This is a genomic window from Paenibacillus sp. FSL H7-0716, from assembly GCF_038002705.1.
Classification (GTDB): Bacteria; Bacillota; Bacilli; order Paenibacillales; family Paenibacillaceae; genus Paenibacillus_AQ; species Paenibacillus_AQ odorifer.
In genome coordinates, this window is the sequence record NZ_JBBODA010000007.1 from 229760 (window position 1) to 243554 (window position 13795).

The following is a 13795-nucleotide window of genomic DNA, read 5'->3' on the forward strand; positions in this document are numbered from 1 at the left end:
CTTGTCCCTATGTAACTATATATTTTATGGAAGTTCCACCTGCTATTGGTTACATTTTCTTCTTATTTTTGTTTCTTTATCATAAAAAAGAGGGCGAACCTCAAGCCGAACCGGCTTAAGGAACACCCCGCAAAAATGGAGATCTATATACAATTATGTACATCTATATGTGATTGTAGACGGTCTAAGACCTTCCCTTATCTGCGAAGTAACTCTCTTCCCCAAGCTCGTCCACGAACTGCTGCAGCCAATGATAATATTGAACGGCATGCTCCAGCTTCTCCAGATCCTTCAGGCATATACGTCACAGACCGGAATGTCCGGACCCTATGATGATCACTGGATCAATGGCTATCATTTTATTTTTCTAGAGACAGAACAAGGATTGCCCAAATTCTGTGATCTTTCTTCTGAACAGCTTGATTGGCTGGAGCATCAAGGCTTCTATGTAGAAGTGTATAGCGATAAAGTGCTTGTCCGGGGTAGAGATTTTAAGGCAGGAAGCTGGATTGAGGCTACACACTATGAGGTAGTTTACCCAGCGGTAAGCGTATATTAAAGATAAGCATTTAAGCGAGAAATATAACAAAAAAAACGATTGTGCACAGGGAGTCCTTCCCCGCAACAATCATTTTTTACTGTAGCTATTCAGCTTAACGTCCAATCGGTGCAATCCGGTAGACAGCTGTATCTCCAACCGCTGCCTTCGTATCGCTCTCGATCTGCCAACCGAAGGATAACACAGAGGCCAAACGTTCCTTCTCGGCCAAGGTTAAAGCCACCTCAGCGGCTTCCTTACCTTCCTCAAGCTCCAGAGCCGCTTCTTTGCCCAGAGCTACCCATATCCAGCTGCGAATCCCACGAATCGTGTTGTATTTGATCTGATAGCCTGTCTTCACCGCTTGCCCGAACAACTCCGGCTGCTCTGACTGCAACGTAGTCAGCTGCTTATAATCAAATTGGTATTCGCTCTCGTCAACGGGCAAATCGCCCTCTGCCACTTTACGAAGAATATCCTCATCAGACCACCCCAAGGAGCGGAGTGATTCCACCAATAACGCATCCCACTGGGATAACTTTACCCGGTTTAAGTTCTCTGACATTCTGATCCCTCCCAATCTATATATAGAGTCTAATCATACCGTAAAATCATAAGCAACATAATGGCCCGGACTTACTTCCTGTAGTGTGGAAGTCTCAGCTCTGCCGTACTCTTGCGAATATCCGTCTAAAATAATTCTCTGATTAGCCCGCCGGGGATCCGTCTCCAAGATGGAAGACAGCAGCGCCTTTGTATAAGGATGAATAGGATTCTCGTACAGCTCATCACTTTCGGCTACCTCTACTAGACGACCGCCATACATCACGCCGATCCGGTCAGAAATATGCCGTACCATCGACAGATCATGTGCGACAAAGAGATAGGTCAAGCCGAATTCGGACTGCAAATCCTCCAGCATGTTCACTACCTGAGCCTGGACAGACACGTCCAGCGCTGAGATCGGTTCATCACACACGACAAACTCAGGTCTTACGGACAATGCTCTGGCAATCGAAATCCGCTGGCGTTGGCCACCGCTGAATTCATGCGGAAAGCGGTAGAGATGTTCTCTTTTTAAACCTACCTTTTCCAGCAATGCCGCAACAGCTTCTTTGCGTTCTTCACCTTCGTGGATGCCGTGGATTTTCATAGGCTCACTGATCAGATCAAGCACACTTAAGCTTGGATTAAGTGATGAATAGGGATCTTGGAAGATCGACTGAATGCGTCTGCGAAAAGGTTTTAGCTGCTTCTCTCCAAGCTTGCTCAGCGGCTGCCCGTCAAAAGACACTTCACCGTCTGTGTAGTCATATAAGCGCAGCAAGCAGCGTCCAACCGTGGACTTGCCGCTTCCCGACTCTCCAACCAGCCCAAAGGTCTCTCCCTGTCGTATCTGAAAGCTTACGCCATCTACTGCCTTAAGCACCGATGTATCGCGTCCCCACATATCCTTGCCTTTGGAGAAATGTTTTTTGAGATTATTTACGTCCACTAGAATCTTATTGTCACTCAACCGAACCACTCCCTTCAACGCCAGCTACGGCTGGAGTCTCCTGCACACCATCTGCTAACCAGCACATCGAACGGTGACCGGGCGATAATTCGATTACCGGAGGACGTTCGCTGCAACGGGCAAAAGCATTAGGGCAACGTTCCATAAACGGACAGCCAGAAGGAGGATTCAACAAATCTGGAGGTGTGCCTTCGATTGGAATTAGACGTTCACGTGATTTGCCGTCACGTTTCGGAATGGAGCGAAGCAGACCTTTCGTGTAAGGATGCTGTGGGCGATAAAAAATATCCTCCACCGTACCTTCCTCCATCACTAGTCCACCATACATTACGATAACCCGTGTACATACCTGAGCCACTACACCCAAATCATGGGTGATCAGTGCTATAGCTGTACTGGTATTATTTTTTAACTCTTTAAAAAGATCAAGAATTTGGGCCTGTATTGTTACATCAAGCGCAGTTGTCGGCTCATCCGCAATCAATAGCTCTGGCTGGCAAGAAAGAGCCATGGCGATCATGACCCGCTGCCGCATCCCGCCGCTGAATTCATGCGGATACTGCTGCAGCCGCTGCTCAGGATTATTAATGCCCACCTGCCGCAGGATACTTGCTGCCTCTTTAAACGCTTCTTCCTTATTTAAGCCGCGATGCCGCCGGATGACCTCCGTAAGCTGCTGGCCAATTTTTTTCACAGGATTAAGAGAAGTCATGGGGTCCTGAAACACCATCGCTATGCGGTTACCGCGCAGTTTTCTCCACTCTTTTTCCGAAAGGTTAGATAAGTTGTCACCACGAAAATTAATATTTCCAGCGATAATTTTACCCGGAGGTGCAATCAACGACATAATCGCCTTCGCAGTTACACTTTTCCCGCTTCCGGATTCACCAACAATCCCTACCGTTTCTCCAGCATCTATATGAAAGCTAACGCCACGAACTGCCTGATTCTCTCCATCTCGAGTTTGGAAGGAAACCTTCAAATTCTCAACAGACAATAGCCGTTCCGTCATGATGTCTTCACACTCCTATCTTCGGATCAGCTTCGGTTCAAAGCCAACCCGCAAAATATCGCCCAGAACATTAAAGCTCAGAACCGTTAATAGTATCAATAACCCCGGGAACAATGCCAAATAAGGTGCCTGAGCGATATATCCCTGCGCATTGTTAAGCATACTGCCCCAAGTGGCATTCGGAGGTTGTACCCCGAACCCAAGGAAGCTTAGGGACGACTCCATCATAATCGCGGAAGCAATATTATTCGTCGCACCTACAATCACAACAGGTACTAGCCCCGGAAGAATATGACGCCAGATAATTCCGAAGTTGCTCTGGCCGGAAGCTTTTGCATATAGTACATATTCCCGTTCCTTAATCGTCATCGTCTCCGCACGGATCACACGGGCAATGTTCATCCACATTAATAGAGCAATGATTAAAATGATGTTTCCTACACTCGGCTTCAGAAATACGCTGAGCAGCAGCAGCACGAGGAAAGATGGAATGGACATCACTATATCAAGCATCCGCATCAATAGATTATCAATCCATCCGCCAAAATATCCACTGATCACGCCCACCGTCACACCTATACCCGTGGCAATGATCATTGAAGCAAAACCAACTAGCAAAGATACCCGGCCACCATACAAAGCTCGGGCAAAATAATCCCGGCCGTAATCATCCGTACCAAACCAATGATCCGCCCCGGGTGCTTTCAAACGTGCCAAAACATCCATTGCATTCGGATCATGTCCGGATAAAAAAGCGAATATAGAGCCTAGTGTGAAGACGATTAAAGTAATGAGGGCTGCGACACCCAATTTATTCGTAAATAGCTCATCTCCAACACTTTTCCATTTACTGCGATTCATGAGGTCACCTCGTTAATTTAATTCGTGGGTCTACGAAGCTATATAGAATATCCGCGACCAGATTGCCGATGATCAGCATTAAAGAAGAGAACAAAGTTATTCCCATAATTACGGGATAATCCATCCCTTTAACCGCAGTCATCCCTAAAGAGCCAATACCCGGCCATGAAAATACCGTCTCCGTTACAATTGCACCCGCCACCAGATCACCCATCGACATCCCGAGCAATGTAATTACTGGCAACAGTACATGCTTAAGCACGTGACGGAACAGAATCGTTGTCTTGTTGGATCCAAAAGCATATTGAATCTGCACATATTCTTCTTTTAGCTGTCCAATCGTACTAGAGCGGATGTATCGTACGTAACCGGCCAGAAATCCAAAAGCCAATACGGCGCAAGGCAAAATACCATGCTTCAATACATCAACCGCTGATTCCACACCAATGGTTCGCATCCCCATAATAGGCAGCAGGTGCAGCTTAATTGCGAATAAGTACATAAGCAAGATGGCCAGCCAAAATAAAGGCACTGAAATTCCGATATAGGATAAAAAATTAATTAGTTTATCCACCCAGCGGTTCCGGTTAGCTCCAGCAAGCAGACCCATCGGGATCGCCAACAGAACGGCTAAGCCGATTGCACTGCCCATCAAACCTGCTGTTGCAGGTAAACGTTCTAGAATTTGCTCCAATACAGGCTGATGATTCACAAGGGAATAACCGAAATTGCCCTGCAGTACTTCTTTGATCCATATAAAATATTGAATGTAGGCTGGCTTATCCAGCCCAAGGTTATGCCGGATGCGCTCAATATCATCCGCGTGCATATTCGGCGTAACGAAGGATAGTACCGGATCCCCCGGAGCCAGCTTAATCATCGCAAAGCACACAACCGAGACAAAAAATAGCATCGGCAGGGTTTGCAGTAATCTTCGGACGATAAGTTGTCTCATACGTATATTCTCCCAGTTCTATATCGGTAAAAAAATAAGCTGGATTGACCAGCTTATTTTTTCCCGTTCTTATTTAAGGTAGATTTTCGATAAATCTTCAAAAATAACGACAGGCTTCAAGACTGCTTCTTCTAGACCGCCGTAGTTCTTGGAGACAGCTACAATAGTCTTAGTATTAGCAATTGGATAAATCGGTGCATCATCAGCAATGATCTCTTGGATCTTCTTATAGATCTCACCACGTTTAGTTACATCTGCTTCCCCTGCACCATCATTGAACAACTTATCGACTTCAGCATTATTATAATGCGAGTAGTTAGAGTCTGCAGTAGAAGTATACAAAATTCTGTAAGCATCAGGATCGTAACCCATAATATAACCTGCAATCGCAAGTTCAAAATCTGTTGAATTCATATCACTGAATTTCTGGCCATATGCCGAGGCATCCATATTTTGCAGTTCAACTTCAGCGCCAATGACCTTTAGCTTTTGCTGCACGTATAGTGAAATGGCTTCCTGAGCTTTATTACCGCTCGATACAATCAATCTCAATTTCAGATCGCTAACCCCTGCCGATTGCAGAAGCTCTTTGGCTTTTTCTACATCATTATCAAAAGAAGGTACGTCATTAGTATAGAACAATGCATCCGGAGTCAAAAAGGACTTCGCCGGGTCTGCATACTCGTTAGAAGTATAAGCAGCCTGAATGATTTCATCACGATTTAGGGCTAGAGACAAGGCTTGACGAACTTCTTTTTTAGCAAGAGCACCTCTATCACTGTTTGCATTGAACAACAAGTACGACAATCGGCCTTCACTATAAGGAAGGATTTCGAAATTGTTCGAAGCCTCAATCGTTCCAACATCCTGTGGATCTAGATACTTAATGTTGATCTCACCATTCTGAAGTGCGAGATTCGCAGCATTCGTATCTTTAGCAATCCGGTACGTTATAGAATCAAGATGTGGTTTGCCGCCAAAGTAGTTATCAAATCTCTCGAGTGTAACATATTCGCCTGCTTTGTATTCTTTAAATTTAAATGGGCCAGATCCAACCGGAGCAGCATTCTTGGTGCTTTTCTCTAGATCCGTCTCATTCTCAAAAATATGCTTTGGAATCGGAAATACTTGCACTAGTGTAGCTTCAAAAGCTGGGCTGACCTGCGGAAGCTTGAACTCTACAGTCAGATCATCCACCTTAACTGCCTTAACGGGTTTATCACCGATGAATAAGTTCGCTCTCAACATGCTGTTTTGCTTCTCATCGAGGATGCTATCAATCGTGAACACGACATCGTCAGCTGTAAGCTTTTCTCCGTCATGCCAAGTTAGTCCACTTTTCAGTTTCAATGTATAAGTCAGGTTATCTTCGGAAAGTGTCAGGCTGTCTGCCAAGTAGAAGGTCTTCTCTCCGTTATTCACTTGGAACAATGGCGCGTAGAGCGCTTGGTCAATCGTCAGACTGACACGATCACCAGCATAGTTCGGATTTAGAATGACAGGATCTGCAGCGACCCCAATAATTAAGTTGCCACCATCTTTTGGTTCAGTGCTTGCTGTCGATCCTTCAGTAGCCGTAGGCGTCTGATTTGTATTTGTGGAAGCGGCGTTATTTCCCCCGGAGCACGCGCTAATCAAAAATGTTAACAAAACCAAAGTAATAACTCCAGATAATCCTCTACGCATAAGTTTCTCCCCCGTGTCTATATTGTCTTTGTTTGTTTTTTATATTGTATATCGGGATACTAGGAATTACAATGGATAGCATTTCACATTAATGTAATATTGAGGGAACTGATAACTTCGACCTTTTTCATGACATCCCCACGCCTTAAAGTATCCACATGGTCCATACCTGAAATGACTCTTCCGAATACAGTATGCCAAGGGTCGCAATAATCAAAGGTATCGGGAAAGTCAGACCGTTATAAAAAACCTTGCTTGACCAGCTTCATCGTGATTACTCCCCTAAACTCTGTTCAGCCACCAATATGAGCTTCAGTCTTCGCGAGGTCGGTATACACCCTTTCCATCATCCCAGAACACATCCGCACGAGGATTCATGGCCAGTAACAGATTGATTAACTATTGAACTTTTAGTGGTGATTTATCCATAGTCTCATTCCTGTGCTCATCTGGCTGGCATTCTTATCTAATTATCCGGTAATTGTACAGCAGATCCATAAAAATTAATATATCTAAAAAGTTCAATTTATCCAACTCTCATTTCTCATTTACTATAAGAACTTTGCGAAATAAGGATTATTACTATCTCACTGTAAATATATTGAGAACATACCTATACCTCTCGGAAGAAAGGGAGAGTCCCCCAAGGAGGCCGCAATGAATAAGACACGCGTATTAATCGGCAGCCCGATCCATCAAAAGCCCAATGTATTGCGGGAATTTCTGAATTCCCTGCTGCGCTTGAATATCGAGCAAATCGAACTGGATTTCCATCTGATTGATGACAATGATGATGAGGAATCCAGCCGGCTGCTCCAGGAATTTAAAAGCAAGGGCGAGCATATTTTTATTCAAAGCTCCGGCTTTAACGATGCGTACATTCGCAATGATACGACTCACTATTGGAATTCTGATTTAGTCTGGAAAGTCGCCAACTTCAAAAACCTCATGATTAACCGAGCGCAAACCCTGAACTATGACTACCTGTTCCTGATCGACTCTGACCTCATCCTCCACCCAGATACGCTAAGACATCTAATAGGGACGAACAAAGATATTATTTCAGAGGTATTTTGGACACAGTGGCAGCCAGATACCATGTTTCAGCCGCAGGTCTGGATGCATGACGAATACAATCAGTGGGAGATACTTCCCGGCGAAAAACTGCAACCCGAGGAGATCAACCGCAGATTTCATGAATTCATAGCCAAACTCCGCAATCCTGGAATCTATGAAGTGGGAGGTCTAGGCGCTTGTACATTGATTAGCCAGCATGCGATAAAAGCCGGGGTGAGCTACAATCAGATCCGGAACATTTCATACTGGGGCGAGGATCGCCATTTCTGCATTCGTGCCGCGGCCCTTGGCATTCCGCTATTTGTTGACACCCATTATCCTGCCCTTCATTTGTACAGAGATAGTGATTTGAACAAGGTTGAAGATTTCATCAGAGAAACAACAGGGGTAAAAGCTGAATCGGCACCCACACCCATCGAGGAAAATTCCAATGAGGCTGCAGCTGCTCCTATAACCAAAAAGCGTCCCAAGCTAACCCTTACCATGGTTGTAAAAAATGAAAGCGGGCGCTTCCTGCGACAGGTTCTGAAGGAACACCGCAAATATATCGATGAGGCTGTCATTATTGATGACGGCAGCACCGACAATACAGCAGCTGTCTGTCTGGAAGCACTTGACGGCATTCCCGTTCATCTCGTGCATAATACCGAATCCAAGTTCAGCAATGAAATTGAGCTGCGAAAACAGCAGTGGGAGGAAGTCCTAAAGACAAATCCCGAGTGGATTCTGAGTCTGGACGCGGATGAGATCTTTGAAACCAGCTTTGCGGAAAATATAGATACCTTGCTGGATGCAGATGGGGTCGATCTGTTCTGCTTCCGCCTTTACGATTTATGGAACGCGAACCATTACAGGGAGGATACCTACTGGCGCTCTCATCTGAACTACCGCCCTTTTTTGCTTCGCTATAAAGAGGACTTCAACTATGTATGGAATGAATCCCCACAGCACTGCGGGCGGTTCCCGGAAAATATCTTTGAGCTGTCTCATCAGCTAAGCAACCTGCGGCTCAAGCATCTCGGTTGGTCCAAAGCCGAGTTCCGGCTGGAAAAATATCTGCGTTATATGCTCCTCGACCCCGACGGCAAATACGGCTGGAAAGAGCAGTATATGTCGATCTTGGATGAACAGCCTCATCTAATCCCTTGGGTGGAGTGAGGCTTACAATAAAAAGGGCGTTCACAAAACCATTAGGGTTTTGTGGACGCCTTTTTTTATTCAGAACTCAATTCAGAACTCTGTGGTCCATCGACTTCTGGCTTCAGAATGGTTACCGTCAGCCCGTTGCCGGATTCATCCACCTGAATAACTGATCCCTCTGCGGCTTCACCAGCAATAATCGCACGTGCCACACGTGTCTCCAAGCTGCGCTGGATGAATCTTTTCAACGGTCTTGCCCCATACACAGGATCAAAACCTTCCTTAGCGATAAAACGCACCGCCGATTCAGTTAGAGCCAGCCCGATCTCCCGTTCTGCCAGACGTAGACGCAATCCATCCACCAGTTTGTCCACAATTTTCTCGATCTCACCCAGTGTCAGCGGCTTGAACATTACAATGTCATCCACCCGGTTCAGGAACTCTGGACGGAAATGACCACTCAGTTCCTTCATCACTCTATCCTTGGCAGCTTCCGTGAGCTGACCGTTTTCATCGGTGCCTTGAATCAGATGGGGTGAACCGATATTAGAAGTCATAATGATGATTGTATTCTTGAAGTCAACCATTCGGCCTTGTGAATCAGTCAGCCGTCCATCATCAAGCAGCTGCAGCAGAATGTTAAACACATCGGGATGCGCCTTCTCCACTTCATCGAGCAGCACTACAGTATAAGGCTGACGCCGCACAGCTTCCGTGAGCTGCCCGCCTTCCTCATATCCAACATATCCTGGAGGTGCGCCGACGAGACGGGAGACACTATGCTTTTCCATATACTCCGACATATCTATACGGATCATGCCATCTTCGCGGTCAAAAAGAGAGACCGCAAGCGACTTAGCGAGCTCAGTCTTCCCTACACCCGTCGGACCAAGGAACAGGAATGAACCAATCGGGCGATTCGGATCTTTGATTCCTGCTCTTGCCCGAAGCACTGCATCGGCCACCAAGCTGACAGCTTCATCTTGGCCCACTACCCGTTCATGCAACGTATCCTCCAGACGCAGGAGCTTATCCCGCTCGCCTTCTACCAGTCGGCTAACCGGAACGCCGGTCCAGTGGGAGACAATATCTGCGATTTCCTCTTCAGTAACAGCCTCACGTAGCAATCTTGTATCCTGGTCTTGCTGTGCCGCTTCTTCCGCTGCTTTCAACTGACGCTCCAGATCAGGAATAATGCCGTAGCTCAGTTCGGCTGACTTATTAAGATCATACTCCTCCTGTGCATCGACCAGATCCTTGCGCGCTTGCTCCAGCCGTTTTTTGAGGTCGCGAATCCCTTGGATAGCAGACTTCTCTTTCTCCCAGCGCGCCGTCATTCCTAGCTGCTTCTCCTTCAGGTCAGCGAGCTCGCGCTGCAATATTTCGAGACGGCGTTTGCTGGCGTCATCGGTTTCTTTTTTAAGCGCCGCTTCTTCAATCTCCATCTGCATCAGGCGGCGGGTCACTTCATCCATCTCACCCGGCATGGAGTCTATCTCAGTGCGGATCATAGCGCAAGCCTCGTCCACTAGGTCAATCGCCTTATCCGGTAAAAATCGATCCGTAATGTAACGATTGGACAATACCCCTGCGGCTACTAGGGCGCTGTCATGGATTTTGACCCCGTGGTGGACTTCAAACCGCTCCTTCAGACCACGCAAAATGGAGATCGTATCCTCTACATCGGGTTCGCTCACGAGCACCTGTTGGAAACGGCGCTCCAGCGCAGGGTCCTTCTCTATATATTTGCGATATTCATCTAGCGTTGTGGCACCGATACAGTGCAGCTCACCCCGGGCCAACATCGGCTTCAGCATATTGCCCGCATCCATCGAGCCTTCGGTTTTACCTGCGCCCACAATCGTATGCAGCTCATCAATAAAAAGAATAATGCGGCCGTTACTTTCGCGAACCTCCCTCAATACCGCCTGCAGGCGTTCTTCGAATTCACCACGGAACTTCGCGCCTGCCACAAGTGAACTCATATCGAGTGAAAAAATCGTCTTATCCTTCAGACCCTCCGGTACGTCTTTGCGTACAATCCGGTGTGCCAAGCCTTCCACAATGGCTGTTTTCCCTACACCTGGTTCACCAATCAGCACAGGGTTATTTTTCGTTTTACGGGACAAAATCCGGATGACTCGGCGGATCTCACCATCACGACCAATGACTGGATCAATCTTGCCCGCGCGAACCTCTGCTACAAGATCACGTCCGTATTTCTCCAGCACCTCATAAGTAGCTTCTGGCTCCCGGCTGGTTACCCGCTGATGTCCACGAATCTCAGCAAGCACCGACATCAGCTTTTCACGGGTCAGTCCACGGCGGACAAAAAGATCCCTTAGCTCACGATTCTCCCCGTTCGAATCCGACACCATGGCCAGCACAGCATGTTCCACAGAAACAAACTCATCCTGCATCTTCGCCGCTTCCTTCTCCGCCTGCTCCAGCAGATGAATCAGCGATTGCGAGGCGTAACGCCGTACCGTGCTTGCTCCTGACCCGCTAATGCTCGGCTTGCGTTGAAGCAGTTCATCTGTGCTGCGCATCAGCTCAGCCACAGGGATATTCATCTTTTGCAGCAATCTTGGCAGCAATCCTTCTTGCTGCTGAAGCAACGCTTTTAACAGATGGAGATTATCGATCTCCTGATGACCGCTGTCTGATGCCAGCGACTGCGCCGCAGCTACTGCTTCCTGCAGCTTTTGAGTTAATTTATTGAAATCCATAGCTCTCTCACCTTTCTATTTAAGAGTGATTATATTAAGTCGGCCATTGGGGCCGGGATAGGTTAATTTAGCGGGATTTATCCCGCTGATTTCGAGTAACTAACTGGTTTGCGCTCATTCTACGGGATTTTTACCGTTCTTTTCGAGTAACTAGTTGGTTTGCGCTCATTCTACGGGATTTTTACCGTTCTTTTCGAGTAACTAACTGGTTTGCGCTCATTCTACGGGATTTATACCGTTTATTTCGAGTAACTAGCTGGTTTGCTCTCATTCTGTGGGATTTTTACCGTTCTTTTCGAGTAACTAGTTGGTTTGCACTCATTCTGCGGGATTTTTACCGCTCTTTTCGAGTAACTAGCTGGTTTGCTCTCATTCTTTGGGATTTTTACCGTTCTTTTCGAGTAACTAGTTGGTTTGCTCTCATTCTGCGGGATTTTTACCGCTCTTTTCGAGTAACTAGCTGGTTTGCTCTCATTCTGTGGGATTTTTACCGTTCTTTTCGAACAACTAGCCCAATTCGGCGCTTTCTAAGGCACTTTTGCTTCTCTTTTCGCACATCGTGCCCAATTCGGCATTTTCTAAGGCACTTCTGCTTCTTTTTTCGCACATAAAGCCTAATTCAGCGCATTCTAAGGCACTTTTGCTTCTCTTTTCGACCAACGAGCCTAATTCAGCGCTTTCTAAGGCACTTTTGCCTTTCTTTTGGCACAACGAGCCTAATTCGGCACTTTCTAAGGCACTTTTGCCTTTCTTTTCAACCATCGAGCCCTCTCCAGTACTTTCTAAGGCACTTTTGCCTTTCTTTTCGACCATCGAGCCTCATTCAGCGCTTTCTAAGGCACTTTTGCTTCTCTTTTCGACCATCGAGCTCCATTCGGCGCTTTCTAAGGCACTTTTGCTTCTCTTTTCGACCAACGAGCCTAATTCAGCGCTTTCTAAGGCACTTTTGCCTTTCTTTTCGACCATCGATCCCAGTTTGGCACTTTCGAAGGCACTTTCGAAGGCACTTTTGGCTCTCTTTTCCCACCATAGTTCCGACTTTCACCGTTTGAGCGAAACGTTCATTTATAGTTAGTGGCTAAATAAGTTACTGTTCTGCAACTAGCATTCAAATCACCTTATTCACCAATCTGAGTTGATCACAAACGAGTGAAATCACCTCACCTCTACCTCTTCTACCTCTTTACCTATCTATTAATTACCCACTTTTGCCTTCTGCCGCTGGGTGCCAGTGCTTTGACGTTTAGCTCTGGCTTCGAAAGGGCTGGAGTCTGCCAGCTTTCGGTAGAGATTTTTCTCCGCTTCGCTGATAGGTTCAGGGATAACAATCTCAATTCCAAATAAAATATCGCCATTCGCACCATTCTCACGTTTTAAGCCCTTGCCGGGAATACGTAGCGTTTTGCCGCTCTGAATTCCAGCTGGAATCTTCAATTTCACGGCGCCGCCCCCCGGTAATGGAACCTTCACTTCTCCGCCCAATACCGCTTGCCAAGGAGCGATTTCAACCATGCCATATAAGTCGCCATCGCGAATCTCATAAATATCATGAGGAAGAATATGAAGTGCCAGCAGCACGTCGCCACCCGGAGTGTTTCCCGCAATTTTAATAATTGTATCCTCGTGGGATCTAGGCGGAATGTTCACATCCACCGTTTTGTCGCTGACCTGTACTCTTACAGTGGCACCCTTATAAGCCTGCTCCAAGGTAATATCCAGCTGCGCCTGCATGGTACTGCGGGCCTCGCCCCACGGATTGCCATTCGCACGCCCCGTTCCACTTCCCGAGAAAAAATCAAAGCCAGCCCGGTCAGCCGAGCCCCGATTCCCAAAAAACATCCCGAATAAATCTTCCTCCGAAATACCAGAACCTCCTGTTGAATAAGTCCCACTGCTCCAGCTTCCACTTCCACTGCCACTTCCAGCAAAGTTTGAACCCCAAGAGGAGGTTCCACTCGCCGCCCCTCCACTAGCTCTGCCACGTTGAGCTCCATAAAGCAGCTCTTCATCATAGAGCTTTCGCTTATCCTCATTACCAAGCACTTCATAGGCTTCAGCTGCTTCTTTGAATTTCGCCTCTGCCTCAGGGGCTTTGTTAACATCGGGATGCCACTTTTTGGCAAGCTTCTGATAAGCCTTTTTAATTTCCTGTTTAGTAGCTTTTTTGCCCACGCCCAAAGCATCATAATAGCTTTTACTAGCCACTCGCGCTTCCTCCTTTCCATCCCTATTCTCATATTGACCACCATTGCACTCCGAGAAAAGACGCACCATAGCCGGA

At 46.8% G+C, this 13795-nt stretch carries 12 protein-coding genes and 1 pseudogene; 2 read left to right on the forward strand and 11 right to left on the reverse strand.

Translation table 11 applies throughout. From position 1 onward, the window contains the following. The first annotated feature begins 250 nt into the window (after window positions 1-250). On the forward strand, window positions 251-559 hold the full coding sequence (locus tag MHH60_RS12265; protein WP_445667983.1) for a hypothetical protein: 309 nt from the start codon (window positions 251-253) through the stop codon (window positions 557-559). Between the two features lie 94 nt (window positions 560-653). Here MHH60_RS12265 and MHH60_RS12270 read toward each other — a convergent pair whose 3' ends face one another. From MHH60_RS12270 to MHH60_RS12300, 7 genes and pseudogenes are all read right to left on the reverse strand, one after another. Further along, complete coding sequence (locus tag MHH60_RS12270; RefSeq protein WP_076134772.1) at window positions 654-1103, reverse strand: hypothetical protein; 450 nt, start codon at window positions 1101-1103, stop codon at window positions 654-656. Between the two features lie 33 nt (window positions 1104-1136). After that, window positions 1137-2054, reverse strand: coding sequence for an ABC transporter ATP-binding protein (locus MHH60_RS12275; RefSeq protein ID WP_280753353.1), 918 nt, complete (start codon window positions 2052-2054; stop codon window positions 1137-1139). After that, on the reverse strand, window positions 2047-3066 hold the full coding sequence (locus MHH60_RS12280; RefSeq protein ID WP_076134770.1) for an ABC transporter ATP-binding protein: 1020 nt from the start codon (window positions 3064-3066) through the stop codon (window positions 2047-2049). Before MHH60_RS12280 ends, MHH60_RS12275 begins: the two co-directional genes overlap by 8 nt. 15 nt (window positions 3067-3081) lie before the next feature. Further along, window positions 3082-3927, reverse strand: a complete 846-nt coding sequence (locus tag MHH60_RS12285) for an ABC transporter permease (RefSeq protein ID WP_076134769.1) — start codon at window positions 3925-3927, stop codon at window positions 3082-3084. A gap of 4 nt (window positions 3928-3931) precedes the next feature. Continuing rightward, complete coding sequence (locus MHH60_RS12290) at window positions 3932-4882, reverse strand: ABC transporter permease (RefSeq protein ID WP_076134768.1); 951 nt, start codon at window positions 4880-4882, stop codon at window positions 3932-3934. A 69-nt stretch (window positions 4883-4951) separates the two neighbouring features. Continuing rightward, complete coding sequence (locus tag MHH60_RS12295; RefSeq protein WP_076134767.1) at window positions 4952-6568, reverse strand: ABC transporter substrate-binding protein; 1617 nt, start codon at window positions 6566-6568, stop codon at window positions 4952-4954. Between the two features lie 83 nt (window positions 6569-6651). Continuing rightward, window positions 6652-6762, reverse strand: a pseudogene (locus tag MHH60_RS12300) (peptidylprolyl isomerase); the annotation flags it as partial. A 463-nt stretch (window positions 6763-7225) separates the two neighbouring features. Here MHH60_RS12300 and MHH60_RS12305 point away from each other — a divergent pair. Then, on the forward strand, window positions 7226-8803 hold the full coding sequence (locus MHH60_RS12305; RefSeq protein ID WP_076134766.1) for a glycosyltransferase family 2 protein: 1578 nt from the start codon (window positions 7226-7228) through the stop codon (window positions 8801-8803). 56 nt (window positions 8804-8859) lie between these two features. Here the strand turns inward: MHH60_RS12305 and clpB are convergent, their stop codons facing one another. From clpB to MHH60_RS12325, 4 genes are all read right to left on the reverse strand, one after another. Beyond that, window positions 8860-11514 carry an ATP-dependent chaperone ClpB gene (gene clpB, locus MHH60_RS12310; protein WP_076134765.1) on the reverse strand — a complete coding sequence of 885 codons (2655 nt, stop codon included), beginning with the start codon at window positions 11512-11514 and terminating at the stop codon, window positions 8860-8862. 507 nt (window positions 11515-12021) lie between these two features. Continuing rightward, window positions 12022-12276: a hypothetical protein gene (locus tag MHH60_RS12315; protein WP_341161134.1), complete on the reverse strand. Its 255-nt coding sequence runs from the start codon at window positions 12274-12276 to the stop codon at window positions 12022-12024. Window positions 12277-12333: 57 nt separating this feature from the next. Further along, the gene (locus MHH60_RS12320) at window positions 12334-12480 is read right to left on the reverse strand and encodes a hypothetical protein (protein ID WP_341161135.1); all 147 of its coding nucleotides are present in this window, start codon (window positions 12478-12480) and stop codon (window positions 12334-12336) included. A gap of 228 nt (window positions 12481-12708) precedes the next feature. Next, complete coding sequence (locus MHH60_RS12325) at window positions 12709-13719, reverse strand: DnaJ C-terminal domain-containing protein (RefSeq protein ID WP_179088987.1); 1011 nt, start codon at window positions 13717-13719, stop codon at window positions 12709-12711. Between the last annotated feature and the right edge of the window lie 76 nt (window positions 13720-13795).

Excerpts from the sequence above, each read along its gene's own strand:
- MHH60_RS12295 (WP_076134767.1), bottom strand. The coding sequence starts at position 6,568 with ATGCGTAGAGGATTATCTGGAGTTATTACTTTGGTTTTGTTAACATTT.
- MHH60_RS12265 (WP_445667983.1), top strand. The coding sequence starts at position 251 with ATGATAATATTGAACGGCATGCTCCAGCTTCTCCAGATCCTTCAGGCA.
- clpB (WP_076134765.1), bottom strand. The coding sequence starts at position 11,514 with ATGGATTTCAATAAATTAACTCAAAAGCTGCAGGAAGCAGTAGCTGCG.
- MHH60_RS12290 (WP_076134768.1), bottom strand. The coding sequence starts at position 4,882 with ATGAGACAACTTATCGTCCGAAGATTACTGCAAACCCTGCCGATGCTA.
- MHH60_RS12280 (WP_076134770.1), bottom strand. The coding sequence starts at position 3,066 with ATGACGGAACGGCTATTGTCTGTTGAGAATTTGAAGGTTTCCTTCCAA.
- MHH60_RS12285 (WP_076134769.1), bottom strand. The coding sequence starts at position 3,927 with ATGAATCGCAGTAAATGGAAAAGTGTTGGAGATGAGCTATTTACGAAT.
- MHH60_RS12315 (WP_341161134.1), bottom strand. The coding sequence starts at position 12,276 with ATGGTTGAAAAGAAAGGCAAAAGTGCCTTAGAAAGTGCCGAATTAGGC.
- MHH60_RS12305 (WP_076134766.1), top strand. The coding sequence starts at position 7,226 with ATGAATAAGACACGCGTATTAATCGGCAGCCCGATCCATCAAAAGCCC.
- MHH60_RS12270 (WP_076134772.1), bottom strand. The coding sequence starts at position 1,103 with ATGTCAGAGAACTTAAACCGGGTAAAGTTATCCCAGTGGGATGCGTTA.
- MHH60_RS12320 (WP_341161135.1), bottom strand. The coding sequence starts at position 12,480 with ATGGTCGAAAAGAAAGGCAAAAGTGCCTTAGAAAGCGCTGAATTAGGC.